Genomic DNA, 25,358 nt, shown 5'->3' on the forward strand with positions numbered 1-25,358 from the left:
TGAGTCAAACGCCATTCTACCTGACACCACAGAACCGCTGTGTGACGCAGAGCGTCACGAAATGCATCCCCACGCGGAGCGTGGGGACAATAGCCATTCGGGCTTTTCTGGCGGTGTCAGACGATTACTCGCTGAGCGTCGGAACCTTGCGCGGGGCCATGAAGTACAGCCAGATCAGTGCGATGAAATACATCGCCGGAATCATGGTGAACAGCACGTTGTAGTTGTTGTTGGTCGCGGTCAGCACAGCGCCGACGATCTGCGTCATGAACATGCCGCCGATGGCCGCGCACATCCCGCCAAAGCCGAACACAGTGCTCATCATGTGCTTGGGCGTGTAGTCCATCACCAGGCTCCAGATGTTGGCGGTCCAGGCTTGATGCGCACCGACGGCCAGCGAGATGGCCAGCACTGCCACCCACAGGCCGCTGGCGTTGGCGGCGAATACCACGCTGCAGATCGTGATCGCGAAAATCAGCATCGATACCAGGCGCGCTTTGGTTGCACGCATGCCACGCCCGATCAGCCAGGACGACAGGATGCCGCCACCCACGCTACCGAAGTCGGCGGTTAGCCAGATCAGAATCAGTGGGATACCCATCTGCGTCACGCTGATCCCCAGGTTGTATTGCTGATTTAGAAACGGCGGCAGCCAGTACAGGTAAAACCAGAACACCGGCGCAGTAATCGCATACGCCAAGGCGAACGCCCAGGTGCCGCGCATCTTCAGAATGCCGGAGAAGGGCACCTTGACCGGCTCAGGCTCGACCTCCTGATTGATGTAGTCCAACTCGGTCTTGCTAACGGTCGGATGCTCTTCCGGGTTGTAGTACTTCAAACGCCACATGATCACCCAGATCAGCCCCAGCGACCCCATCGCCACGAATGCTGCCTGCCAGCCCCACACGGTCAGGATCAGCGGCAACAGTGCGGGAGTCAGCATGGCTCCGACGTTGGTGCCGGCATTGAAAATGCCGGTCGCGACTGCACGCTCACCGGCCGGGAACCACAGGCGGGTTGTTTTCACGCAAGCCGGGTAGTTGGCGGCCTCGGTCAGGCCCAGAATAAAGCGGCAGACCATGAAGCCGACGGCAGATGTCGCCAGGCCATGCGCGCCGGTTGCCAGGCTCCACAACAGCACGGCGAGGAAAAACGCGCGCTTGACGCCGACCTTGTCGATGAATCGGCCTTGCAGCACGAAGCCCACCGCGTACCCGACCTGAAACCAGAAGTTGATGTTGGCGTAGTCCATCGCCGTCCAGCTCATTTCCTTGGCCAGAATCGGCTGCATGACACCGAGCGCCGCCCGGTCGATGTAGTTCAGGGTGGTGGCGAAGAACACCAGAGCGAGCATGCCCCAGCGGGTCTTGCCGACGGCGAGAGCGCCGCGAATCTTTTCGCCCATCCCGGCATGGGCGACAGGGTTGGTCTGGGTATTGAGCATGATGATCTAACCATCCGTTCCAGGACTGTGCTGCTGGCAGCAGTCGGACTGAGAAGTCCACTCGATGCAGGCGATGTGCAGGTAAAGTGAGGTCGTAGAACCGTGATTCGACTGGCCGATTGACTCAGGCGTTCAGCGAAACGATCCGTCGGGCCGACAATTTACAGGTTGAGCCGCGCAAGTGTGTTGGAATGTTTCAGGCGACGCGAAACTGGACCGGGCGTGTGACCAGGCGGGTTCGTCGGGCATGACGTCTGGCGAGACGGGCGAGCGAGTATTCTGGCAAGGCGGGATGGATGCGCATGAGCAATGTTCCTGTTGTTTGAATTGTTATGGGTTGCTGCTGATGAAGCGAAAAATCAAAACGTTCGACGGCAGGTCTATCCTGCTATCACTGCAATGTGACGCTGATGTTGAGCATTGTGCGATACAGCGTCAATTGACTAACACGGCTTCTGTTCGATAATCGAACGTAAAACTAACCAGTTCGTACACTTTAGGTTGCTGTAGGATTTTGATAGGCAAATACTTCATGCGCACCTCTGAATAAGGTCAGAAAAGGCCAGGAATGCGGTGCGATCCAGCCGTGACCCAAGCAGGCCACGTTCATTCAGGAGCTGAAAAGCATGCAGCGTTCAATTGCTACCGTTTCCTTAAGCGGTACTCTGCCGGAAAAGCTCGAAGCCATCGCCGCAGCCGGCTTTGACGGCGTCGAGATTTTTGAAAACGACTTGTTGTATTACGACGGCAGCCCCCGCAACGTCAGGCAGATATGCGCCGACCTGGGTATTGCCATCACGCTGTTCCAGCCGTTCCGCGATTTTGAAGGCTGCCGTCGTGATCGACTGCAACGCAACGTGGACCGTGCAGAACGCAAATTCGACCTGATGCAGGAACTGGGCACCGATCTGGTTCTGGTCTGCAGCAACGCGTCTGCCGATTCGGTGGGCGACGAAAACATTCTTCTCGATGACCTGAGCCTGCTGGCCGAGCGTGCCGGTGCCCGCAACCTGCGGGTCGGTTACGAGGCGCTGGCCTGGGGCAAGCACGTGAACACCTGGCAACAGGTCTGGAATCTGGTACGCCAGGTCGATCATCCGGCACTGGGCGTGCTGCTCGACAGCTTCCATACGCTGTCATTGAAGGGTGACCCGAGCGCGATTGCGCAGATCCCCGGCGACAAGATTTTCTTTGTACAGATGGCCGACGCGCCGATTCTGGCGATGGACGTGCTGGAGTGGAGTCGACATTTCCGCTGCTTCCCCGGCCAGGGCGAGTTCGATCTTGCCGGTTTCCTCGCGCCGATCCTGCGCAGCGGCTACACCGGCCCGTTGTCGCTGGAAGTGTTCAACGACGGTTTCCGTGCCGCACCGACGCGCGCCAATGCTGCTGACGGTTTGCGCTCGCTGCTGTATCTGGAAGAAAAAACTCGCCAGTTGCTGGCGCGTGACGAACCCGCTGCGGTTCCCGAGATTCTGTTCAATCCGCCGCCTGCCAGCAGTTACAACGGTGTCGAGTTCCTTGAGTTCGCAGTGGATGAAAGCCATGGCGCTCGCCTGTCGGGCTGGCTGCAACGGCTGGGGTTCGCCAAGCTGGGTCAGCACCGCTCCAAGGCCGTCAGCCTGTTGGGGCAGGGTGATATCAAGATCGTGCTGAATGCCGAGCCGTATTCCTTTGCGCACAGCTTTTTCGAGTCGCACGGGCCGTCGTTATGTGCCACCGCCTTGCGGGTCGATAACGGCCATCAGTCACTGGAGCGCGCGCGGGCGTTCAAGGGCCAGCCCTATCGCGGGCTGGTGGGCCCAAACGAAAGGGAAATCCCTTCGGTGCGTGCGCCGGACGGCAGCCTGATTTATCTGGTCGATCAGGCGCTGCCAGGTAATTCGATCTACGACAGCGACTTTGTCGTGGATCCGCAGGCGGTCGCCAAAGGGGGGCTGCAGCGTATCGACCACATGGCCATGGCGCTGCCGGCCGACAGCCTGGACAGCTGGGTGCTGTTCTACAAGAGCATCCTGGATTTTGAAGCCGATGACGAAGTGGTGTTGCCCGACCCTTACGGGCTAGTGAAAAGCCGCGCGCTGCGCAGCCGTTGTAGCACCGTGCGTTTGCCGCTGAACATTTCCGAGAACCGCAACACGGCCATTTCCTATGCGCTGTCGAGTTATCGCGGTTCCGGCGTTCACCACATCGCGTTCTCCTGCGAAGACATCTTTGCCGAAGTCAGCCGCGCCAAGGAGGCAGGTGTGCCATTGCTGGACATCCCACTCAATTATTACGACGATTTGGCGGCACGCTTCGATTTCGACGACGAGTTTCTCAGCGAACTGGCCTACTACAACGTGTTGTATGACCGCGACGCGCAAGGCGGCGAGCTGTTTCATGTGTACACCGACGCGTTCGACGGGAGGTTCTTCTTCGAGATTCTGCAACGCAAGAATGACTACGTAGGTTACGGCGCTGCCAACGTACCGGTGCGTTTGGCGGCCATGGCCAAGGCGCGCAACGTTGTAGCACGCCAGACCCGGCTCTGACCCAGGGCGAGGGGGGCAGGCTCATGCCCTTAGGGCGTGGGAGGGGCAGCGTCAAGGAAGCTGCGCGGGTTCAGTACCTATGCAGCTTCCTTCTGTCACCGGTCGGCTTCATACTCCGCGAATCACTCGTGGTCATGAGCCGACAATGAAAACAACTGACGATTCCGTTGATACCCTGCCTGCTGCTGTCGCATCGAAGGGGCGCAAGAACAATCCGGAGAAAACCCGCGAAGACATTCTTCAGGCGGCCGTCGCCGAATTCGTTGCGCACGGATTGACCGGCGCTCGCGTCGACGCCATTGCCGAGCGCACCAAAACCTCGAAACGGATGATCTATTACTACTTCGGCAGCAAGGAGCAGTTGTACGTCGAGGTGCTGGAAAAGCTCTACGGCGATATTCGCAAAACCGAAAGCGGCCTGAATCTGGGCGAGCTGGAGCCGGTCGAAGCGATTCAGCGGGTGGTGGAGTTCACGTTCGATCACCACGACAACAACGTCGATTTCGTGCGCATCGTGTGCATCGAGAACATTCATAACGGCGAGAACGTCAAAAGGTCCGACACGATTCAGGCCCAGAGCCAGACCGTCATCAGGGCACTTGATGGCATCCTGCGTCGCGGTGAAGCCAGCGGCCTGTTCCGTGACGGCGTGCATGCGGTGGACCTGCACCTGATGATCAGCTCGTTCTGTTTCTACCGGATTTCCAACCGCCACACGTTCAGCGAGATTTTCCAGATCCAGCTGTGGAGCGAGGAGGTCAGACAGCGTCACAAGGCGATGATCTGCGACGCTGTACTGCGCTATCTCAAGCTCTGAGGTTAAAGCGTGTGGAAGTGCGCCATCATGCGCTCCGCATCGGCTGACTGACCACTGAACAGCTCAAAAGCCTTGACCGCCTGGAACACCGCCATAGTGCTGCCATCCAGCGTCCTGCAGCCCAGCGCACGGGCATGCCTGAGCAGTTCGGTTTCCAGTGGGAAATAGATGATTTCGGCGACCCACAGCTCGGCACGCAGCAACTCGAGGGGCAAGGGCGTGCCCGGCAGTTTGGCCATGCCGACCGGCGTGGTATTGACCAGGCCATCGGCTTCAGCCATCGCAGCCGGCAGATCGAGACCGACCTGAGCGCGCCCGGCACCGAAGTGCCTGTTCAGGTTGTCCACCAGCCCTTGCGCGCGTTGGGGTTCCACTTCGAAGACCGTCAAGCGTTGCACGCCCGCACTCAACAGCGCATGAGCCACCGCTGCACCTGCGCCCCCGGCACCCATTTGTACCACTTGCTGGCGCGGAGCCTTATCCAGACCGCGCTGGAAACCTTCGGCAAAACCCAGGCAATCGGTATTGTGACCAATGCGCTTTCCGTCCTTGAACACCACGGTGTTCACAGCGCCGATGCCACGCGCTTCATCGGACAGTTCGTCCAGCAGCGGGATGACCGCCTGCTTGCAGGGGAAGGTAATGTTCAGACCGGTAAAGCCGCAATGCTGCGCGCCCTCAAGCAGCCGGGGCAAGGCGTTGATGTCAAGTTGCAGCGCGTCAATATCGATCAGCCGATACAGATAGCACAGGCCTTGTGCATCACCTTCGCGCTCGTGCATCGCAGGCGTTCGCGAGGCTTGAATGCCTGAGCCGATCAGGCCGGCGAGCACAGAGGGGGTCTCAGCTTGATTCATAAAATATATCTCTTGTTTTTGTGGCGCTGCCTGATCGCAGGCAGGTGTTGAATGGAATGTACCAGATGGTTAATAGCGCTGCAGGTGGCAGGCGATTGCCATGTAGCGATGTTGTGCGGTGATCGCCCGAATCAGCGATAATCCCCGGCCAACCGTTTCAGATCCCAGTGAGTCAGAGCCCTGCATGACCGATCCCGCTTTCAGCGCAGCCCAGCAACAAGCCAGCACTCTGTATCTGCCACCAGGTTCCTGGACGACTGTGCTCGATTGTCTGTGCGCGAAATTTTCGGCGATCAGTCGTGAACAGTGGCTGGATCGTATCGCCCGCGGGCGCGTTCTGGATGCCGAGGGCAGAACGGTGTCGCCCGACCTGGCGTACCGCGAAGGGCTGAAGATCCACTACTTTCGTGAAGTGCCCAACGAAACGCCGATCCCGGTAGTAGAGACGATCCTGTATGCCGACGAGCATCTGGTGGTCGCCGACAAACCGCATTTTCTGCCCGTCACCCCCGCAGGCGAGTATGTCGAGCAGACGCTGCTACGCCGCCTGATTCATCGTCTGGACAATCCCGACCTGGTGCCGCTGCATCGTATCGATCGGCATACCGCCGGGCTGGTGCTGTTTTCCGCCAACCGCCAGACGCGTTCGGCCTACCAGACGCTGTTCCCGACCCGGCGCATCGACAAGTTCTACGAGGCAATCGCGCCCGCGCTGCCGAGGCTGGAGTTTCCGCGTCTGCACGAAAGTCGTCTGGTCGAGGGCGATCCGTTCTTTCGTATGCAGGAAGGGCCGGGAGCCGCCAACACGCAGACGCGCATCGAAGTGCTGGAGCGGCAAGCGCAGCTATGGCGTTACGGCTTGTACCCGGTGACTGGCAAGAAACATCAGCTACGCGTACACATGGCCGCACTGGGCGCTGCCATCTGCAATGATCCGTTCTATCCCGACGCGTTGAAGGACCCGATAGACGACTATCAGAACCCGCTGAAACTGTTGGCCAAAGGCTTGCGGTTTGTGGATCCGCTAAGCGGCGAGCAGCGTCAGTTCGAGAGCCTGTTGAAGCTGGACTGGTAGCCTCCGGAGTCGCCCGTGCAGGCCCAAAAAAACCCGCACTTGGCGGGTTTTTTCGAATCAGTCACGTGGCGCCGGGATCACAGATCCTTGACGGTACGTACCTGGTCCTTGTTGACGCGGGTTTCTTTGCCATCAAGCTGTTTGAACTCGTAGAAACCGGTATCTTCATCGTACTTCGGAGTGTCGACGGCCTGGATTTCACGACCATCGTTCATGGTGATCACAGTGGGCGATGCGCAACCGGCGAGGGAGGCAATGCTCAATGCAAGCAGGAAGGCAGCGGGGAGGGTCCGTTGTTTCATTACTGTGTCTCCAGATGGATTCTTGATTACTTGAACTCTCAGACGTAAACGCCGTCAGCAAGTTCCGTATACACCCCGGCAAGTTCAATAACCACTCACTTGCCGAGATTTTCATTGATCCCTGCCAACAGACAGGGTGTGTTCAGGTTGGCCAGCCGTGGGTCATCGGTTTCCAGTTGCAGGGCCACCGGTTGCAGTGACTCCATGGCCCGCCGCGGACTGCGTTCGCCTGCCTGCCAGGCGGCTTCCAGCGTTGCGGCATGAGCGACCGGGATCATACATAAAAGCGGCTGCCAGTGCTGACCTTCGCGCACCATGATCGGGCGTTGAGGATGTTCGAGGGCCTTTTCGCGGAGTGCCTGCAGCAGAGGCTCATCGACCAGCGGCACGTCACAGGGCAGAACCAGCAGCCAGCGATGGCGTGCCAGTGGCAGCGCGGCACGGATTCCGGCCAGAGGGCCATTGAACTCGGTGTCGTCATCCTGAACCAGTTGATCGGCATACTGCGCATAGCGCTCGATATTGCGGTTACAGGAGATGATCAGGTCGTCAGTCAGTGGCCGGGTCAAACGATGCAGGTGCTCGATGAGGGCCTTGCCCTGCCACTCGATCAAGCCCTTGTCGCGCCCGCCCATGCGTTGCCCGCGACCTCCGGCCAGCAGCAGGATCGAGCAGGGCGGCAAGGCGGTACGGACATTCATCAAACACTCGGCGGGCAGTCAAAAGGAGTGCTGTGATATAACACTGGCCTGTTTCCTTAACAACCGGATGAGGCCATGAAAGCCAAGGCTGACACACCTTTCGTACCCCTGAATATTGCTGTATTGACCGTCAGCGATACCCGCACCCGCGAAACCGATACCTCGGGCCAGATGTTCGTCGACCGCCTGACCGAAGCCGGTCACGGCCTGATCGAGCGCGTGCTGCTCAAGGATGACCTGTACAAGATCCGCGCTCAGGTGGCGACCTGGATTGCCGACGATCAAGTGCAAGTCGTGTTGATCACTGGCGGGACCGGCTTCACTGGCCGTGACAGCACGCCTGAAGCCGTGGGCTGCCTGCTGGACAAACAGGTTGATGGTTTCGGCGAACTGTTCCGGCAGATTTCTGTGCCTGACATCGGCACGTCGACCATCCAGTCCCGCGCGCTGGCCGGGCTGTCCAACGGTACGCTGGTCTGCTGCCTGCCGGGCTCGACCAATGCTGTGCGCACCGGCTGGGACGGGATTCTCGCCGAGCAACTGGATTCGCGGTTCAGACCTTGCAACTTCGTGCCGCACCTCAAGCAGGCCGAACCCTGCGCGACCCGTGGTTGAGTGCTTATGAGTAACGAGCCAAAAGCCTTGCTGCCGGTTGAAGAGGCCATCGCCCGATTGCTGGCGATGGCTGATGCGACCCGTATCACCGATTGCCAGCGGGTCTCGCTGGCCGCTGCCGAAGGCCGGGTGCTGGCAGTGGACCTCGTTTCCACGCTGGATTTGCCGCCGTGGCCGAACAGCGCCATGGACGGTTATGCCTTGCGTATGGCGGACTGGACCGGTGAGCCGTTGACCGTCAGCCAGCGCATTTTTGCCGGTCAGGCACCCGAGCCGCTGGTTCCAGGCACCTGTGCGCGGATCTTCACCGGCGCGCCGATGCCCGAGGGCGCCGACTGCGTCGAGATGCAGGAAAACGCCGACGTGCTGGCTGATCAGCGGGTACGCTTCAGCGAACCACTCAACGTCGGCCAGAACATTCGTCCCCAAGGCCAGGAAACCCGTGTCGGTGATACCGTATTAGCGGCCGGTACACGGCTCGGGCCTATCGAGCTGGGCCTGACAGCGTCACTGGGCCTCGCCGAACTGGACGTGATTCGTCGCGTTCGGGTGGCGGTGCTCTCTACCGGTGATGAGCTGATCGAGCCCGGTCAGCCGCTGGGTCCGGGGCAGATCTACAACAGTAACCGGGTATTGTTGTGCGCCTGGCTGAAACGCCTGCAATGCGAGGTGATCGATGCGGGCATCCTGCCGGATGATCTGGCGCAGACGCGTGCTGCGCTGGCGAACCTGCACGATGTCGATCTGATTCTCTCCACGGGTGGCGTTTCAGTGGGCGAGGCCGACTTTCTCGGCCACGCGTTGCGCGAAGACGGCGAACTGGCACTCTGGAAACTGGCGATTAAACCCGGAAAACCGCTGACCTGCGGGCATTTCCGGGGCGTGCCGGTTATTGGTCTGCCCGGTAATCCAGCGTCGACGCTGGTCACCTTTGCCTTGTTGGCTCGCGCTTATCTGCTGCGTCGGCAGGGTGTGCTTGACGTTGCGCCGTTGCAGTTTCCGGTGCCGGCCGGGTTTGTCTGGACACGTCCCGGCAATCGTCGCGAGTACTTGCGGGGTCGTCTGGAGCAGGGCAAGGCGGTGATCTACCGCAATCAAAGCTCTGGTGTGCTGCGCAGTGCGGCCTGGGCCGATGGACTGATCGAGGTGCGCGAAGGCACAACCGTCGCCGAGGGTGACTGGGTCAATTTCATTCCGCTGAGTGAAGTGCTCGGCTGAATACATTCGAATGGTGAGCCGGGTACACATGAGCTACCCTCAACAACGCTGACAAATCGGGCAATCGGACTTGCCCTGGAGTAGTGTTATGGCGTCATTGAGAGTGGCTTGTGTCATCCCGACTTACAACGGTCGCAAGGACCTGGAGCGCCTGCTGGATTCGCTGGCTACGCAAACCGCAACCTTCGATACCCTGATTGTCGATTCCAGTTCGTCAGACGGCTCGCTGGAGCTGGCTCAGGCCCGCTGCGCCAACGTCATGCGCATCGACAGCAAGGACTTCAACCACGGCGGCACCCGGCAGATGATGGTCGATCTGCATCCCGACTATGACGTCTACGTCTACATGACCCAGGATGCCTACGTCGAAGATATCAATGCGATTGGCAACATTCTGCTGCCGTTTGCCGACCCGAAAGTAGGTGCCGTCTGCGGCCGCCAGTTGCCGCACAAGGATGCCAATCTGCTGGCCCAGCATGCGCGGCTGTTCAATTATCCGCCGACCTCGCAGATCAAGACCCTGGCTGACGCTGGCACGCTGGGCATCAAGACGCCGTTCATGTCCAATTCCTTTGCGGCCTATCGTCGCGAGGCATTGCTGGCGGTTGGCGGTTTCCCTCGGCATGTGATCTTGTCCGAAGACATGTACGTCACCGCCAAAATGCTGATCGACGGCTGGAAAGTCGCTTATGAAGGCTCCGCTGTGTGCCGTCATTCACACAACTACACGTTGCGCGAAGAATTCTGCCGGTATTTCGACATCGGTGTGTTCCAGTCTCGCGAGGCGTGGATCTATGAGACCTTTGGCGGCATTGCAGGCGAGGGCATGCGCTACGTGAAGTCCGAACTGGCATTCATCGGCCCACGACGACTGCTTTGGTGGCCCATGTCGTTCGTGCGCAATGCACTCAAATTGCTGGCCTACAAACTGAGCAGGCAAGAGCGTCGCCTGCCCAAAGGCGTGAAGAAAAAGCTCGGTATGTACAAACGCTACTGGGACAGCCCTTACGCCTGACTGTCCCGTCGGCCAGGCCCTGATCAACCCTTCGCCGCTTCCTCGTCCAGTCGGTCGGACTCGAACAACTGGGCGAGGTCTGCTCTGGCTTCGCGGGCGGTCTGCAACACTTTGGCGTCGTCGTCATAGACCGCGTGCTGGGCCTCCAGCACTTGTTCGTCGTGACGCTTGAAGCGGCTGATGCGCGCATTGGCCTGCGCTTCACTCAGGCCCAGGCCCATCAGGGTCTGCCGACTCATTTCCAGGCTCGAGTAGAATGTTTCGCGCACTGCGTGGGCGCCAAGGTCCATCAGGCGATGAACGTGCTGTCGGTTACGCGCGCGAGCAATGATCTTCATGTGTGGGTAGAGTTTGCGAATCAGCTCGGCGGTCTTGATATTGGTGTCGGGATCGTCGGTCGCGATGACAAAGTATTCGGCTTCATCGACCTTGGCGGCACGGAGAATTTCCGGGCGTAGCGGGTCGCCGTAGAACACCGGTACGTTACCGAAACTGCGCGAGAACTCGATCGACTCGACAGCGGTGTCCAGCGCGATGAAAGGGATTTTCTGTGCGCGCAGGATACGTGCAACGATCTGTCCCATGCGGCCCATTCCAGCGATCACCACCCGCGGTTTGTCTGTCTGGATATCGCGGTATTCCTCGGGCACTTCTACCGGCTTGATCCTGGGTTTGATCCAGCGTGCGAGCGCGATGAACAGCAACGGCGTGATCGCCATCGACAGGGTGATGGTCAGCACCAGCATGTCGTACAGCCCTGCCTCGAACAGCCCTTGCGCGCTGGCGATCTTGAACACCACGAAAGCGAACTCGCCGCCTGCAGCCAGCACAAGCCCCAATTGCAGCGCGCTGCGGCTGTTCAGACCGCCCGCAGTACGGCCGATCAGGAACAGCATGGGCAGCTTGATTCCGATCAGCAACACAGTCAGGCCCAGTACGGTCAACGGTGAACTGAGCAGTAGGCTGAGGTTGGCGCCCATGCCGACGCTGATGAAAAACAGGCCCAGCAGCAAGCCTTTGAACGGCTCGATTTGCGCTTCCAGCTCGTGACGGTATTCCGAGTCGGCCAGCAGCAGACCGGCCAGGAAGGCGCCCAGTGCCATTGACACACCCACCAGCTCCATCAGCCATGCCGTGCCGATGACCACCAGCAGGGCGGTGGCGGTGGAAACTTCCTGAATCCTGGTCTTGGCGACAATCCGGAACACAGGACGCAGCAGATAGCGTCCACCGATGACCACGATGGCAATGCTGCCCAGTACGCGCAAGCCATGGTTCACGCTTTCGCCCGTGTTCATTGCGTGATCCGCCCCGGCGAGGAACGGCACCATGGCGATCAGCGGGATGGCGGCAATGTCCTGAAATAATAGAATGGCGAACGCCATGCGGCCGTGGGGGCTGTTCAGTTGTTTACGCTCCGCAAGACTTTGCAGGCCAAAGGCGGTGGACGACAAGGCCAAACCCAGGCCCAGAATGATGGCGGTATTCAGTGACTGACCGAAGGTAAACAGCGCAATGCCACCAATTACCAGCCCGGTTAGCACCACCTGCGCCATGCCTACGCCGAACACTGCCTTGCGCATCACCCACAGCCGTTTCGGCGACAGTTCGAGGCCGATGATGAACAGCAGCAATACCACCCCCAGCTCGGAGATATGGCTGACACTCTCGGTGTCGCCGATCAATCCGAGCACTGAAGGGCCAATGATCACGCCCGCAAACAGATAACCGATGACAGCGCCCAATTGCAGACGTTTGGCCAGCGGCACGGTCAGGACGGCTGCAAGTAAAAACACCACTGCGGCCTGCAGCAGGCTGCCTTCATGGGGCATGTAAAACTCCTTGGCAATAATTGAACACAATGTGAAACGGGGCGGTATTAAAGCATGGGAGTCTGGCACGGCAATGTTCATTGCGGCATGACGATAATCAACACGGTTGATGTTTAACGTGCGGCTGCGGCAGGGGAGAAGGGGCAGGATCAGGGCTGGCAGTGCGATTCGCTGCGCATCGGCGTAAGATATGCGCGCATTCAGGCAGCGCCATTAGCCGTTCATGAGCATTCAGGAAACGTTATGACCAACAAGCAGCGTTTGATTTACTCGGTTCTGATCGCCGTCGGCGTACTGGCGATCATGCTGGGCTTGTCGCACTTGCAGAACAGCGGTGCCATTACCGAAAAGACCTTTCAGTACATCGCTATCAGTGTCGCTGTGCTGGTCGTGATCCTGAACGGGATCATGCGTCGCAAGGTCAAGCGTTGAGTGACGCCGATTATTGAGCGAGGCCCTTGCCAGCTTCGCCAAGCCATTGGGCTGCGCGAGGGTGCAAGCTGTAGGTCTTGTCGTCATTAAGGTGAATCACGCCTTCGTCGCACAGGCGCTTGAGGACTTCGCGCACGCTCAGAAACGATAGCGGCACGTCCAGCCTGAGCAATTGACTGTGAACGCCCCGCACCCCCAGCGGCTGGCCTTCCTCGTTGGAGGCCAGAAGTGCGTCCAGCACCTTGAGCCTTACCAGGCTGGTGCGCAGGCCAAAATGCTTGAGCAGCAAGCGGATGTGCTCGTTGCCGGGCCGCTCGGTTTCGGTGACAGGCACCTGTGCCTGCGCCGCCAGCGCTGTTTGCCGCAGCAGGGTGCGAGTCGTGACTCCTTGGCGATTGAACATCCACAGCTCCTTTCCAGGCTTTCCAAACAAATCGTGCGTTTTCAACACTCTCATTTACTAAGACGAACGAGCCGGGCAAAACCTCAGTTCTGAATGAAAAAAAATGCGCGAGCCCGCGTTCACAGGCTCGCCGCGAAGTGTGTGGGGTTCAGGGTAGATGAAGATCTGCGGAGGGCGAGGCGACTCATCCGGTTGTGCGCGGATGTAGAAGATTGCTCTTTATTGTCCTGAGGGTCAGCCTTTCGGTGAGTCGGACACCCGGCGGTTGAGCACTGGATTGCCGTTCTGATTCTGGGTGATATACACCGGCAGCACCTTGGGCAGCGAAGCCAGCAGGTTCGACATATCGCTGGTGTTGTAGCTGCCACCGATGCGCATGGCGCCTGTGGCAGTATCGGCGAGCAGAATCGGCGTTGGCAGGTAACGATTGATCAACGGCAGCGCCTGACTGAGCGGCAAGTCATTGAAGATCAGCTTGCCATTGCGCCACGCCAGGCTTGCATCCTGTGCGTCGGTCTGGTTGATCAGCGGGGCGTCGTCTCCCGCCTTGTAGCTGGCTTGCATCCCAGGGTCCAGACGATGGCTGGCGGCGTGATGCACACGGTCACTGTTGACCTGAACCGAACCGTCGACCAGCGTTACACGCACCTGATCCTGATACATCCACACATTGAAGCGCGTTCCCGTCACCTTGATGCTGCCTTGACCGGCATCGACCACGAACGGGTGCACGCTGTCGTGGCTGACTTCAAAGAATGCCTCGCCGTTGTTCAGCGTGACGCTGCGTCGATCGCGGTAATTGGCATAAGTCAGCTCGGTGCCCAGATTCAGTTCTGCCCGGCTGCCGTCGGCCAGGACCACGAGGCGCGTCGAGTTGCCGGCGCTGTAGGACTCGTAGGCATTCGGCAGCCAGCCCTGATTCCAGCCTATGTAAGCGGCGACCGGTGCCGCCAGCGCAACCACGGCGGCTGCCGCTGCAAGCGGTGCCCAGCGGCGCGTGCGGCGTGGCACGACCGGGCGGGCTTGCGCCGACCCTATGGCAACCGAAGGCGCCGGATGCAGCGGTTCGATCTGCCCGGTCATGTCCCAGACTTCGGCCATCGCCCGATACTCGACCGCATGCAGAGGGTCTGCTGCCAGCCAATGATCGAAGGCTTTTCGCTCTGCGTCCGTGCAGTCGTCAGCGTGCAGTCGCATGCACCAATGCGCGGCGGCATCGGTGATCGAATCGCGTTCTGCCTTGCTGAAGAGAGGGTCGCTCATGGGCGCTCCGGCCGTTACCGTTGGCGCATTCTACCCCCGTAACTCGCGGAGAGAGAACATTTGCAGGGTATTGCCGGGTACTGCGCTGCGTATTTCCTCGTGAATGTAAGCGCCTCTCATTGATGGTGAAGTAGTCCCTCAGGCACGGGAGCGTTACTCTTGGGGTTCACCATTTTTCGCTTTACTGCCTTGAAGGGAGCTTCAGATGCCTGACGTTGATGTTGACCAGCCCACCCGGAACATCTCGTATGAGCAATTGACAGCGCTTTTGCGGCAGATATTTCTCGCTCACGGCACATCGCCCGAGGTCGCAGGTGTGCTGGCTGAAAACTGCGCCAGTGCTCAGCGGGACGGATCGCATAGCCATGGCATCTTTCGCATACCTGGCTACCTGTCCTCGCTGGCCAGCGGCTGGGTGGATGGCAAGGCAGTGCCGGTTGTCGAGGACGTGGGTGCGGCGTTCGTCAGGGTCGATGCTCGCAACGGTTTCGCCCAGCCTGCGCTGGCGGCCGCCAGCGCGTTGCTGGTCGACAAGGCGCGCAGTGCAGGGATTGCCATTCTGGCGATCCGCAGCTCTCATCATTTTGCGGCGTTGTGGCCCGACGTCGAACCGTTTGCAGAGCAAGGCCTGGTCGCCCTGAGCATGGTCAACAGCATGACGTGTGTCGTACCGCACGGTGCACGTCGACCGCTGTTCGGCACCAACCCTATCGCGTTCGCCGCACCGCGAGCGGGTGGCGAGCCGATCGTGTTCGATCTGGCCACCAGCGCCATTGCGCATGGCGACGTGCAGATAGCCGCCCGTGAAGGGCGATCGCTGCCTGCCGGCATGGGCGTTGATTGCAATGGACAGCCGACTGAAGACCCGCGCGCCGTTCTTGACGGCGGCGCGTTGCTGCCATTTGGCGGGCATAAAGGCTCTGCGTTGTCGATGATGGTTGAACTGCTGGCGGCGGGGCTGACGGGTGGCAACTTCTCGTTCGGATTCGACTGGTCGAAACATCCCGGCGCGCAAACCCCCTGGACAGGCCAGTTGGTGATTGTTATCGATCCCGACAAAGGCAGTGGTCAGCATTTTGCGCAGCGTAGCGAAGAGCTGGTACGACAGCTTCATGGGGCAGGCCAGGAGCGTCTGCCGGGTGACCGACGCTACGTCGAGCGTGCGCGTTCCATGGCTCACGGTATGACTATCGCTCAGGCTGATTTTGCGCGCTTGCAGGCGCTGGCGGAAAGTTGAGCCATTTACACATTCGCTGACCATTCGTCGCTACCGGTCTTGTGCAGAGACGCAGATATAAATACTGTATGCATGAACAGTAAAAACGAATGAGGTCTGTCATGTCCCTTAAGTCAGCGCAAAACTCCGTTACTCAACACTCTCGTACGCTTTCTACCGTCAACGAGATGCAGCGTGAGGATTTTCTCAGGATGGCGGCTGCACTGCGCCAGTTCAATGCCTGCCAGCCGGATGTCTCCATGGCCATTGTGGCAGCCCGCTCGGGTGGTGAGTTTCGGCAAGCGAGTGCAATGGAGTAACACGCAGGCTATCGGGCCCCTGCAAAATCTCGCATTGATTGTGAGTATATGAAACGTATATGCTTCGTATATTCCGATTGAGGTGAATATGGGTCTGGTAAAGATTTCCGAAAACATGCACGCCAACCTGCGCTCTGCCAGTGTTGCGCTTAGCCGATCCATCAATGCTCAGGCTGAACACTGGATGCGCATCGGCATGCTTGCCGAATTGCACCCGGCGCTGGATTACAGCGAGATCTGTCAGATGCTGATCCGCATCGAGAGCACAGGCGACACCGTGCTGGCGACGCAAACCTTCAACGTTTCCGAGTTCGCGCTCTCCAAGGCGGCCTCATGAGCAGTGCTATCGGTCTCAAGACCGAACAGGACCTTGTGCAGTTGCGCATTGCCGGCCGACTTGCCGCAGGTGTGTTGGCAATGATCAAGCCTTACGTCAAGTCTGGCGTCAGCACCGAAGCGCTGGATGACATCTGTAACGAGTACATCGTCAAGGAGCTGAAAGTGATCCCGGCCAATGTCGGCTATCACGGTTTCACCAAAACCACCTGCATTTCACCCAATGCGGTGGTCTGCCACGGTATTCCTTCGGCCACCGATATTTTGAAGGACGGTGACATCGTCAACATCGACGTCGCGGTGATCAAGGATGGCTGGTATGGCGATACCAGCCGCATGTATCTGGTCGGCGAGGTCAGTCCCCTGGCCAGGCGTCTGGTCGATACCACTTACGAGGCGACTCGCGCCGGTATTCATGCGGTGCGTCCAGGCGCCACGCTGGGTGATATCGGCCACGCCATCCAGAGTGTTGCCCACCGTGAAGGTTTTAGTGTTGTACGTGAGTATTGTGGGCATGGCATCGGGCGCAAGTACCATGAAGAACCTCAGGTTCTTCACTACGGCACTCAAGGCAAAGGTCTGCGGCTGAAAGAAGGCATGGTGTTTACCATCGAGCCAATGATCAATGTCGGCAAGGCTGGCACCAAAACCCTTGCGGATGGCTGGACGGTGCTGACCAGTGACCTTTCATTGTCAGCCCAGTGGGAACATATGGTTGCCGTTACTTCAACCGGTTTCGAATTGCTGACACCCTGGCCTGAAGGCACGGGCGACTACCCGGCCATCTAGCTAGCCGGCTTCACACCTTGCAGACGTGAAAATGGCCTCTTCGAGAGGCCATTTTTCTGTTTGTGCAAAACCTGCCTGCAATGAGCGTCGCTTCCAGTGTACGTCTGTCACGCCAACGCCCTGCGCCTTCAGTACGGCTTCCCGGATCGGACCGCCGGATACCCCGCCGCTGAAGGCCCCCACCCCCGCATGCAGCGTTGCACAATGCAGCGCGTCGCTTTGACACAGGGTGGGCGTCTGATGCAGAAAGACATGCGACTTCCCGTCGAACCGGTAGTGAATTTCAAATTCCACTTGATGAATCATCATGGCCTGCCTGAACGGCGCGCAACATAGCGCCATCTTAAAATGAGTACAGCGCGGTACTGGCGCGGTCCGGTGGTGAAAGTCCCGGGCCGCTCTGTCATTTTGAGATCGATACAGACATCACCACGTTACGCGGTCTTGATCGTCCTGCTGTTTTTGCAGAGTAGCGGCATAATCAGGTGAATCTGGATCCAATTATCAGCTCTCCGATGAGTGGCTGAGCAGTGCACGCGGATGCGTTGGATTCTCTTTCGGCAACTATCCGAATGGAAGTATTCAGCCTCACAATCGATTCATCTTGTGCACAGCTTCAAGTCGACCGGTCCCACGAACTCGTTGCCATGGCCCATCACGCAAGCCACTCGCTGATTACGCTGAAGTTCCCAGGCCTGTGTCGGATAGGTCTTGTCCCAGGCTTGATAGAGTTGTTGATCCTGACGAGATAATCGCAGGTTGTAGTGCTTGCTCATGTAGAAGTAGGTCCGGGCAATCATGCCGCGAATCGACGGACGAGGCATGACCTTCCTGGCCTTGAAATCCACCTGCGTCAGGCACGATCCGTACTGGCCTCTCTGCTCGGGAACCCAGCCATAGCTGAAGTTGCTGCGGTCTCCGTTGACCTCACCGATGCTCGGCACCAGATTGTGCAGGTCGGCTTCCGCACGCTTGTAGACCGCATCGTTTTTCGTGCAGTTCTTGCGGCCGCCGTTCTGCCAGCACTGGCGCAGATGGCCGATCTGCCAGGCAGGTACGATGTGTTCCCATTCGATGCGGCTGGCGCGTTTGGCATTCTTGCGCGGCACATAGCCGCAACCGGCAAGGTCGACCTTTTTGCCGGTGTATTTGCAACCGCAATAGAATTCGGTGGATTGCGGCGCATACAGGGCCCAGGCGACTTTTTTGGCTTCACTGAACGTGCGCGGAGCGTCGGCTTGTGCGACGAATGAAGCGGTAATGAGCAGGGTGGTGCAGAGCAGGGTAGAAAATCTAAACATCATGCCGTCAATCTTCCTTCGGCAACGTCCAGAATATTTGCACGCCACCGTCGTCGCGCCAAGCGAGGGTGACATTATCGTTCTCGGCTATCTCTTCAAGCAGTTGCGCCCAGTCGTCTTCCGACTCGTCAGGTTGACGAAAAAGCAGGGCAGCCCTGGATTTCTGCGCAGTAGGCGAGTTGATGATCTTCTGCACCCGAATGCCCATGCGCTCGTAAGGGCCGGGAGTAGTGGGGGTCGCTGCGGTTTGTTTTGCCACGGAAAAAGTCCCAGAGTTTGCTGTACGGGCATACAGTATTTCAGGGTGAGATCTTTCGCAACATCTATGTAGGATAAAGCGCCTGAAGTGGCACAATGTCTGACCGAACAAATCCCATGACGCTTTTGGAGTCGCGTATGAATATCAAGTCACTGACTTTCCCAATGCTGGCCGCCGCCGTTGTACTGTTGGCAGGTTGCTCAACACCCTCGGTCGTTACCTTGCAGAACGGCACGCAATACATTACCAAAGACATGCCCAAGACCAAAACGCGTGATGGTTTCTACGAGTTCGAAGATGTGTCGGGCAAGACCATCAAGATCAAGGCTGACGAAGTGGCAACGGTCAAACCCGAGGATTGATTGAGCGTCATTAAACTGACTACTGATTCTCGTGCCCATGTAGTCACTCATCGTGTTCGGTGAGCATTCTGGCCATTTTGTGAACAAGCGAAGCGCCGCCCGGTTCACTCCCACGTTCTCCGGCCAGAATTAAAAGCTGACATGTGTACAGCGATGAGCGCAACGTATGGGCACGAGAATCACGGCGTCATAATTCTCATTCGACAGATTGACAAACCCTGCAGCTTTTTTCATAGTTCGCTCCTCGCAAACGTTTGCGCGTTGATGCTCAGCATCGAACCTGCGTCGTTCGCCCGAACAATAATCACAAGATCGGAGATGAACTCATGAAGCTGCCATTTGCTGGACGCCTTCTCGCTGTCGCCATGTTTGCTGCCGTTACGGCAGTCATGCCCCTCTCTGCTGCATTTGCTCAGACCCCCGAAAAACCCAAGGTCGCACTGGTCATGAAATCATTGGCCAACGAATTCTTCCTGACCATGGAAGATGGCGCCAAGGCCTACCAGAAAGAACATGCCAACGAATTCGACCTGATTTCCAACGGGATCAAGGACGAGTCCGATACTTCGGCGCAGATTCGTATTGTCGAGCAGATGATCGTGTCCAAAGTCGATGCGCTGGTGATTGCACCCGCTGACTCCAAGGCGCTGGTGCCGGTGCTCAAGAAAGCCACTGACGCCGGGATCAAGGTCGTCAACATCGACAACCAGCTCGATCCTGATGTGCTGAAAAGCAAAAACCTGCAAATCCCCTTCGTCGGTCCCGATAACCGCAAGGGTGCCGAGCTGGTAGGCGACTATCTGGCCAAAAAGCTTACTGCTGGCGACGAAGTGGGCATCATTGAAGGGGTGTCGACGACCACCAACGCTCAGCAACGTACCGCCGGGTTCAAGGACGCCATGGACAAGGCGAAAATGAAAGTTGTATCCACGCAGTCCGGTAACTGGGAAATCGACAAAGGCAATGCTGTTGCCTCGGCGATGCTCAATGAATACCCGAACCTGAAAGCGTTGCTGGCTGGCAACGACAGCATGGCACTGGGTGCAGTCTCCGCCGTCCGTGCGGCAGGCAAGGCTGGCAAGGTCATGGTGGTGGGTTACGACAACATCAATGCGATCAAGCCAATGCTCAAGGATGGCCGGATTCTGGCAACGGCTGACCAGTACGCAGCCAAACAGGCGGTATTCGGCATTGAAGCGGCGCTGAAAGAAGTCAAGGGTGAAAAGGTTGATACCAACGAAAAAGGCGTGATTGAAACGCCGGTAGAACTCGTTACCCAACCTTGATCCACGCTGAGTGAAAAGCGCCCGTCCGCAGAGGACGGGCGCTGGGAGAAATGTATGTCAGCGTCTGCTCAGACAGCTGTTCTTTCGGTCAGTGGCATTGGCAAAACCTACGCTCAACCAGTGCTTGGCGATATCGACCTGACGTTGATGCGCGGCGAAGTGCTAGCCCTGACCGGGGAAAACGGTGCCGGCAAAAGCACCTTGTCGAAAATCATCGGCGGGCTGGTAACGCCCACCACCGGACACATGGAATTTCAAGGCCAGCCTTATCAGCCTGCCAGTCGCACGCAGGCGGAAAAGCTCGGCATTCGCATGGTCATGCAGGAGCTGAACCTGCTCCCGACGCTGACCGTTGCCGAAAACCTGTTTCTTGACAATTTACCGCGTCGCGCTGGCTGGATCGACCGCAAGCGGCTGCGTGAAAATGCAATCAAGGCCATGGCTCAGGTGGGGCTGGATGCCATCGATCCCGACACGCTGGTTGGCGAGCTGGGTATCGGCCATCAGCAGATGGTCGAAATCGCTCGCAACCTGGTCGGCGACTGCCACGTGCTGATCCTCGACGAACCCACTGCCATGTTGACCTCGCGCGAGGTTGAAATGCTGTTCGAGCAGATCACGCGCTTGCAGGCGCGTGGCGTCTCGATCATTTACATCTCTCACCGGCTTGAAGAAATTGCCCGGGTTTCCCAGCGGATCGCCGTGCTGCGCGATGGCAAGCTGGTGTGCGTCGAACCGATTTCCCGCTACAGCAGCGAGCAACTGGTGACCCTCATGGTCGGCCGGGAGCTGGGCGAGCATATGGACATGGGTGCCCGCCAGATCGGCGAAGTGGCGCTGTCCGTAAAAAGCCTGACCCGAGCAGGCAAGGTCGAGGACGTTTCTTTCGAGGTACGACGCGGCGAAATCTTCGGTATTTCAGGGCTGATCGGTGCCGGACGAACCGAATTGTTACGCCTGATCTACGGCGCGGACATTGCCGACAGCGGCGTCATCGAAGTCGGCCAGCCGCTGCAAGCGATCACCGTCCGGTCGCCAGCCGACGCGGTGGAGCATGGCATTGCTCTGATCACCGAAGACCGCAAGAGCGAAGGGTTGCTGATGTCGCAATCGATCAGCGCCAACATCGCGTTGGGCAACATGCACTCTATCGCCCAGGGTGGTTTGGTCAATGCTGGCCTGGAGCTGAAACTGGCTGAGCGCCAAGTGGCTGCCATGCGCATCCGCAGCTCAAGTCCGACCCAACTGGTGTCCGAACTGTCAGGTGGCAATCAGCAGAAGGTGGTGATTGGCCGCTGGCTTGAGCGTGATTGCTCTGTGATGCTGTTCGATGAGCCGACCCGCGGTATCGACGTCGGTGCCAAATTCGATATCTACGCGCTGCTGGCCGAATTGACCCGACAGGGCAGGGCATTGGTGGTGGTTTCCAGTGATCTGCGTGAATTGATGTTGATCTGTGACCGTATCGGCGTGCTGTCTGCCGGACGCCTGATCGACACCTTCGAGCGCGATAGCTGGACTCAGGACCAATTGCTTGCCGCCGCCTTCGCCGGTTATCAGAAACGTGACGCGCTGCTCAATGATGCCGCGCCCAGGAACGACTCATGAAAAATACACCTTCCCCGACGCTGACTGTGCCAGCTCGTCGCAGCGGCAACTATTTCGGCCTCGGCACCTATATTGGGCTGGCAGGTGCATTGCTGGTCATGATTGTGCTGTTTTCATTACTCAGCGATCACTTCCTGTCCTACCAGACCTTCAGCATGCTGGCCAACCAGATCCCTGATCTGATGGTGCTGTCTGTCGGCATGACGCTGATTCTTATCATCGGTGGCATTGACCTGTCGGTGGGCTCGGTATTGGCGTTGGCGGCTTCGGCTGTCAGTGTGGCGATTCTCGGTTGGGGCTGGAGCGTGTTTCCCGCCGCATTGCTGGGCATTGCCTGTGCGACGCTGGCCGGCACGATTACCGGCTCCATCACTGTGGCCTGGCGTATTCCATCGTTTATCGTCTCCCTTGGCGTGCTGGAGATGGCCCGAGGCGCTGCCTACCAGATGACTAACTCACGTACCGCCTACATCGGCGATTCGTTTGCCTGGCTGTCCGACCCTATAGCGTTTGGCATTTCGCCATCCTTCATCATCGCGCTGCTGGTGATCTTCATCGCTCAGGCGGTACTCACGCGCACGGTATTCGGTCGCTACCTGATCGGCATCGGCACCAACGAAGAGGCGGTACGGCTGGCGGGCATCAATCCCAAGCCTTACAAGATCCTGGTGTTTTCGCTGATGGGCATGCTCGCCGGTGTGGCAGCGCTGTTTCAGATCTCGCGTCTGGAAGCGGCTGATCCGAATGCAGGTGCCGGTCTGGAGTTGCAGGTCATTGCAGCAGTCGTGATTGGCGGCACCAGCCTGATGGGTGGTCGCGGTTCGATCATCAGCACCTTTTTCGGCGTGTTGATCATCTCGGTCCTCGCTGCGGGTCTGGCGCAGATCGGGGCGACCGAGCCGACCAAACGCATCATCACCGGTGCGGTCATTGTGATCGCTGTGGTACTGGATACCTACCGCAGCCAGCGGGCTCGGCGCCAGGGCTGATATGGCAACCATCAAGGACGTAGCGGCACTCGCGGGGATTTCCTACACCACGGTTTCCCACGTGCTGAACAAGACCCGGCCGGTCAGCGAGCCGGTCAGGCTCAAGGTCGAAGCGGCCATCGCGCAGCTGGATTACGTTCCCAGTGCGGTTGCGCGGTCGCTCAAGGCCAAGACCACTTCGACCATTGGCCTGTTGATTCCCAATGGCATGAACCCTTACTTCGCCGAACTGGCCAGGGGCATAGAGGATTATTGCGAGCGCAACGGCTTCTGCGTGATCCTCTGCAACTCCGATGACAACCCGGATAAGCAACGCGGCTATCTGCGTGTGCTGCTGGAAAAGCGCGTAGACGGCCTGATTGTCTCTTCGGTCGGTGGCGATGCCGGTATCGCAGGCGGTCTTGCCGAAGTGCGCACGCCGCTGGTGATCGTCGACCGCGAACTGGACGGCATTGAGGCCGATACCATTCGTATCGACCACGAGCAGGGTGCTTATCTGGCGACCCGTCATTTGCTGGAGCTGGGACATCGGCACATTGCCTGCATTGGCGGGCCGCTCAAAAGCACGGTGGCCGAAATGCGTCTGGCGGGCTATCGGCGCGCCATGCACCAGGCTTCTGTCGAGGTCAGTGCCGAGTGGGCCCTGCACAGTGAGTTCACCAGTTCTGCGGGTTATGAGGCGGCAAGCCAGTTGCTGGCAGGGAACCCGCCGACCGCGATTTTTGCCGGCAATGACGTCATCGCCATCGGTGTGCTACATGCCGCTGCCGAACGCTCTATTCGCGTGCCGCAGGACCTGTCGGTGATCGGTTTCGATGACATCCAGATGAGTCGTTACGTCTACCCGGCGTTGACCACCGTGGGGCAATCGATCATGCAGCTGGGCGAAACCGCCGCTGAAATGCTGTTAAGCAGAATCGCCGCACCTCATGCAGTTCCTGTCGAGAAAAGACTCGTGACGCCCTGCGTCGTGGTGCGCGAGTCCACGGCAGCACCGAACACTTTGTCCAACGAATGACGCGCACGCACAGCAACGGATTAATGAGCCATGCAAGCAAAAATAGTGATAGTGGGCAGTCTGAACATGGACCTGGTCATCCGCGCCCAGCGTTTGCCGCGCCCCGGTGAAACGCTCAGCGGAGAAACCTTCGCTACCGTGCCTGGCGGCAAAGGCGCCAATCAGGCAGTAGCCGCAGCCCGTCTGGGCGCCAGCGTGGCGATGATCGGCTGCGTAGGGGATGACTCCTATGGCGAGCAACTGCGTGACGCGCTGCTGGCTGAACGCATTGATTGCCAAGCGGTGACCATAGTCGAAGGGGTGGCCACCGGAATCGCTTCAATCGTGGTCGACGCGAACAGTCAGAACGCAATTGTCATCGTTGCCGGTGGCAATGGCCGGCTTGATGCCAGCCTGATCGACCGTTTCGATGCACTGCTTGCCGGTTCCGAGATCGTCATCTGCCAGCTGGAAGTGCCGACCGAGACGGTTTTTCACACCCTGGCTCGCGCCCATGCGCTGGGCAAGACCGTCATCCTCAATCCAGCACCGGCCAGCGCACCGTTGCCTGCACACTGGTACGGCCTGATCGATTACCTGATTCCCAACGAGAGCGAGGCGCAGACCCTCACCGGTATCGGCGTCGACTCTTCGGCCTCGGCTGAGAAAGCGGCGGCTGCCATGCTGGCGGCCGGAGCGCGCAACGTCATCATCACGCTGGGCGAGCGCGGAACCCTGTTCGCCAATGCCACTGGCGTGGAGCATATTCCCGCACGTCGTGTGCAGGCCGTGGACACCACCGCCGCAGGTGATACCTTTGTTGGCGGTTTTGCGGCGGCACTTGCTGCAGGGCAGGGCGAGTCCGAGGCGATTCGCTTCGGTCAGGCCGCAGCGGCCATCTCCGTCACTCGTGCCGGAGCCCAGCCGTCTATCCCGACGTTCGAGGAAGTAAAGGAATTCAATTCGTTATGAAAAAAACACCGCTACTCAATATCGCCCTGTCCCGCGTGATCGCTTCGCTGGGGCATGGTGACATCCTGATGATCGTCGATGCGGGGATGCCGGTGCCTGCCGGGGTCGAACTGATCGACCTGGCGTTGACCCGTGGTGTGCCGGATTTCGTCAGTGTGCTGGATGTCGTGCTGAGCGAGATGCAAGTGGAAAGCCACGTACTGGCCAGCGAGATGGCTCAGGTCAAGCCGCCGGCCTTGCAGGTTATCGAGAGCCTGAATCTCGACGATCAGCTTGGCCAGCAGCGCTGGATGAGTCATGAAGATCTCAAGGTCTTGAGCCGTCAGGCCAAGGCGATCATCCGAACCGGAGAGTGCCAGCCTTACAGCAATGTGGCGCTGGTGTCCGGGGTCGTGTTCTAGCTCGTAAGAAAGGG

The 25,358-nt window shown here is 58.9% G+C and carries 27 protein-coding genes and 1 pseudogene; 18 read left to right on the top strand and 10 right to left on the bottom strand.

The annotated features are described in order from the left end of the window. Positions 1 to 124 precede the first annotated feature (124 nt). On the bottom strand, positions 125 to 1,444 hold the full coding sequence (locus N018_RS09815) for an MFS transporter (protein WP_024647824.1): 1,320 nt from the start codon (positions 1,442 to 1,444) through the stop codon (positions 125 to 127). Positions 1,445 to 2,070: 626 nt separating this feature from the next. Between N018_RS09815 and quiC the strand changes: the two genes are divergently transcribed. Then, a complete protein-coding gene (gene quiC / locus N018_RS09820) occupies positions 2,071 to 3,978 on the top strand; it encodes a 3-dehydroshikimate dehydratase QuiC (RefSeq protein WP_025389443.1) in 1,908 nt (635 codons plus the stop codon). 145 nt (positions 3,979 to 4,123) lie between these two features. Beyond that, complete coding sequence (locus N018_RS09825) at positions 4,124 to 4,795, top strand: TetR/AcrR family transcriptional regulator (protein WP_024647822.1); 672 nt, start codon at positions 4,124 to 4,126, stop codon at positions 4,793 to 4,795. A 2-nt stretch (positions 4,796 to 4,797) separates the two neighbouring features. Here the strand turns inward: N018_RS09825 and N018_RS09830 are convergent, their stop codons facing one another. Continuing rightward, positions 4,798 to 5,652, bottom strand: coding sequence for a shikimate dehydrogenase (locus tag N018_RS09830; protein WP_025389444.1), 855 nt, complete (start codon positions 5,650 to 5,652; stop codon positions 4,798 to 4,800). 184 nt (positions 5,653 to 5,836) lie between these two features. On the opposite strand from N018_RS09830, the gene N018_RS09835 reads away from it, so the two are divergent. Beyond that, on the top strand, positions 5,837 to 6,727 hold the full coding sequence (locus tag N018_RS09835) for a pseudouridine synthase (protein WP_024647820.1): 891 nt from the start codon (positions 5,837 to 5,839) through the stop codon (positions 6,725 to 6,727). A gap of 77 nt (positions 6,728 to 6,804) precedes the next feature. On the opposite strand, the gene N018_RS09840 is transcribed toward N018_RS09835, so the two are convergent. Beyond that, positions 6,805 to 7,029, bottom strand: coding sequence for a YgdI/YgdR family lipoprotein (locus N018_RS09840; protein ID WP_025389445.1), 225 nt, complete (start codon positions 7,027 to 7,029; stop codon positions 6,805 to 6,807). Positions 7,030 to 7,124: 95 nt separating this feature from the next. Beyond that, entirely contained in the window at positions 7,125 to 7,730 is a 606-nt protein-coding gene (gene mobA / locus N018_RS09845) for a molybdenum cofactor guanylyltransferase MobA (RefSeq protein ID WP_024647818.1), read from the bottom strand. Positions 7,731 to 7,805: 75 nt separating this feature from the next. Here mobA and moaB point away from each other — a divergent pair, with 75 nt between their 5' ends. The 3 genes from moaB to N018_RS09860 all read left to right on the top strand — a co-directional run bounded on the left by moaB (position 7,806) and on the right by N018_RS09860 (position 10,578). Then, on the top strand, positions 7,806 to 8,345 hold the full coding sequence (gene moaB, locus N018_RS09850; RefSeq protein ID WP_005893511.1) for a molybdenum cofactor biosynthesis protein B: 540 nt from the start codon (positions 7,806 to 7,808) through the stop codon (positions 8,343 to 8,345). Between the two features lie 6 nt (positions 8,346 to 8,351). Then, on the top strand, positions 8,352 to 9,563 hold the full coding sequence (locus N018_RS09855) for a molybdopterin molybdotransferase MoeA (RefSeq protein ID WP_024647817.1): 1,212 nt from the start codon (positions 8,352 to 8,354) through the stop codon (positions 9,561 to 9,563). Between the two features lie 88 nt (positions 9,564 to 9,651). Continuing rightward, a complete protein-coding gene (locus N018_RS09860; RefSeq protein ID WP_024647816.1) occupies positions 9,652 to 10,578 on the top strand; it encodes a glycosyltransferase family 2 protein in 927 nt (308 codons plus the stop codon). 23 nt (positions 10,579 to 10,601) lie between these two features. Here N018_RS09860 and N018_RS09865 read toward each other — a convergent pair whose 3' ends face one another. Then, entirely contained in the window at positions 10,602 to 12,410 is a 1,809-nt protein-coding gene (locus tag N018_RS09865; protein WP_024647815.1) for a monovalent cation:proton antiporter-2 (CPA2) family protein, read from the bottom strand. A 243-nt stretch (positions 12,411 to 12,653) separates the two neighbouring features. On the opposite strand from N018_RS09865, the gene N018_RS09870 reads away from it, so the two are divergent. Next, positions 12,654 to 12,842, top strand: coding sequence for a hypothetical protein (locus tag N018_RS09870; protein WP_024647814.1), 189 nt, complete (start codon positions 12,654 to 12,656; stop codon positions 12,840 to 12,842). A gap of 10 nt (positions 12,843 to 12,852) precedes the next feature. Here the strand turns inward: N018_RS09870 and N018_RS09875 are convergent, their stop codons facing one another. Both N018_RS09875 and N018_RS09880 read right to left on the bottom strand, forming a co-directional pair. Further along, positions 12,853 to 13,245 (bottom strand): Fe2+/Zn2+ uptake regulation protein, encoded by a 393-nt coding sequence (locus N018_RS09875; protein WP_024647813.1) that lies wholly within the window; start codon positions 13,243 to 13,245, stop codon positions 12,853 to 12,855. A gap of 234 nt (positions 13,246 to 13,479) precedes the next feature. Further along, positions 13,480 to 14,508: a FecR family protein gene (locus tag N018_RS09880; RefSeq protein WP_025389446.1), complete on the bottom strand. Its 1,029-nt coding sequence runs from the start codon at positions 14,506 to 14,508 to the stop codon at positions 13,480 to 13,482. Between the two features lie 205 nt (positions 14,509 to 14,713). On the opposite strand from N018_RS09880, the gene N018_RS09885 reads away from it, so the two are divergent. The 4 genes from N018_RS09885 (at position 14,714) to map (ending at position 17,169) form a co-directional block, all read left to right on the top strand. Next, positions 14,714 to 15,745: an Ldh family oxidoreductase gene (locus N018_RS09885; RefSeq protein WP_025389447.1), complete on the top strand. Its 1,032-nt coding sequence runs from the start codon at positions 14,714 to 14,716 to the stop codon at positions 15,743 to 15,745. A 101-nt stretch (positions 15,746 to 15,846) separates the two neighbouring features. Further along, positions 15,847 to 16,044: a hypothetical protein gene (locus N018_RS09890; RefSeq protein ID WP_024647810.1), complete on the top strand. Its 198-nt coding sequence runs from the start codon at positions 15,847 to 15,849 to the stop codon at positions 16,042 to 16,044. Between the two features lie 88 nt (positions 16,045 to 16,132). Then, positions 16,133 to 16,381, top strand: coding sequence for a ParD-like family protein (locus tag N018_RS09895; RefSeq protein WP_024647809.1), 249 nt, complete (start codon positions 16,133 to 16,135; stop codon positions 16,379 to 16,381). Next, a complete protein-coding gene (gene map / locus N018_RS09900) occupies positions 16,378 to 17,169 on the top strand; it encodes a type I methionyl aminopeptidase (RefSeq protein ID WP_025389448.1) in 792 nt (263 codons plus the stop codon). The genes N018_RS09895 and map overlap by 4 nt, the downstream gene beginning before the upstream one ends. 78 nt (positions 17,170 to 17,247) lie before the next feature. Here map and N018_RS09905 read toward each other — a convergent pair. The 3 genes and pseudogenes from N018_RS09905 to N018_RS09915 all read right to left on the bottom strand — a co-directional run. Further along, positions 17,248 to 17,475, bottom strand: a pseudogene (locus N018_RS09905) (DUF6555 family protein); the annotation flags it as partial. A 293-nt stretch (positions 17,476 to 17,768) separates the two neighbouring features. Then, on the bottom strand, positions 17,769 to 18,473 hold the full coding sequence (locus N018_RS09910; protein ID WP_024647806.1) for an endonuclease: 705 nt from the start codon (positions 18,471 to 18,473) through the stop codon (positions 17,769 to 17,771). Positions 18,474 to 18,477: 4 nt separating this feature from the next. Next, entirely contained in the window at positions 18,478 to 18,729 is a 252-nt protein-coding gene (locus N018_RS09915) for a DUF1654 domain-containing protein (RefSeq protein WP_024647805.1), read from the bottom strand. Positions 18,730 to 18,866: 137 nt separating this feature from the next. Between N018_RS09915 and N018_RS09920 the strand changes: the two genes are divergently transcribed. The 7 genes from N018_RS09920 to rbsD all read left to right on the top strand — a co-directional run bounded on the left by N018_RS09920 (position 18,867) and on the right by rbsD (position 25,344). Continuing rightward, entirely contained in the window at positions 18,867 to 19,091 is a 225-nt protein-coding gene (locus tag N018_RS09920) for a YgdI/YgdR family lipoprotein (protein WP_024647804.1), read from the top strand. 365 nt (positions 19,092 to 19,456) lie between these two features. Next, positions 19,457 to 20,377 carry a sugar ABC transporter substrate-binding protein gene (locus N018_RS09925; protein WP_418903471.1) on the top strand — a complete coding sequence of 307 codons (921 nt, stop codon included), beginning with the start codon at positions 19,457 to 19,459 and terminating at the stop codon, positions 20,375 to 20,377. A 54-nt stretch (positions 20,378 to 20,431) separates the two neighbouring features. After that, positions 20,432 to 21,985, top strand: a complete 1,554-nt coding sequence (locus N018_RS09930) for a sugar ABC transporter ATP-binding protein (RefSeq protein ID WP_024647802.1) — start codon at positions 20,432 to 20,434, stop codon at positions 21,983 to 21,985. Continuing rightward, a complete protein-coding gene (locus N018_RS09935) occupies positions 21,982 to 22,974 on the top strand; it encodes an ABC transporter permease (protein ID WP_024647801.1) in 993 nt (330 codons plus the stop codon). The genes N018_RS09930 and N018_RS09935 overlap by 4 nt, the downstream gene beginning before the upstream one ends. A gap of 1 nt (position 22,975) precedes the next feature. Continuing rightward, positions 22,976 to 23,992 carry a LacI family DNA-binding transcriptional regulator gene (locus tag N018_RS09940; protein WP_024647800.1) on the top strand — a complete coding sequence of 339 codons (1,017 nt, stop codon included), beginning with the start codon at positions 22,976 to 22,978 and terminating at the stop codon, positions 23,990 to 23,992. Between the two features lie 30 nt (positions 23,993 to 24,022). Next, positions 24,023 to 24,943: a ribokinase gene (gene rbsK / locus N018_RS09945; protein ID WP_024647799.1), complete on the top strand. Its 921-nt coding sequence runs from the start codon at positions 24,023 to 24,025 to the stop codon at positions 24,941 to 24,943. Then, on the top strand, positions 24,940 to 25,344 hold the full coding sequence (gene rbsD, locus N018_RS09950; RefSeq protein WP_024647798.1) for a D-ribose pyranase: 405 nt from the start codon (positions 24,940 to 24,942) through the stop codon (positions 25,342 to 25,344). The genes rbsK and rbsD overlap by 4 nt, the downstream gene beginning before the upstream one ends. Positions 25,345 to 25,358: the final 14 nt, after the last annotated feature.

It is taken from the genome of Pseudomonas syringae CC1557, from assembly GCF_000452705.1.
GTDB classification, from domain to species: Bacteria; Pseudomonadota; Gammaproteobacteria; order Pseudomonadales; family Pseudomonadaceae; genus Aquipseudomonas; species Aquipseudomonas syringae_F.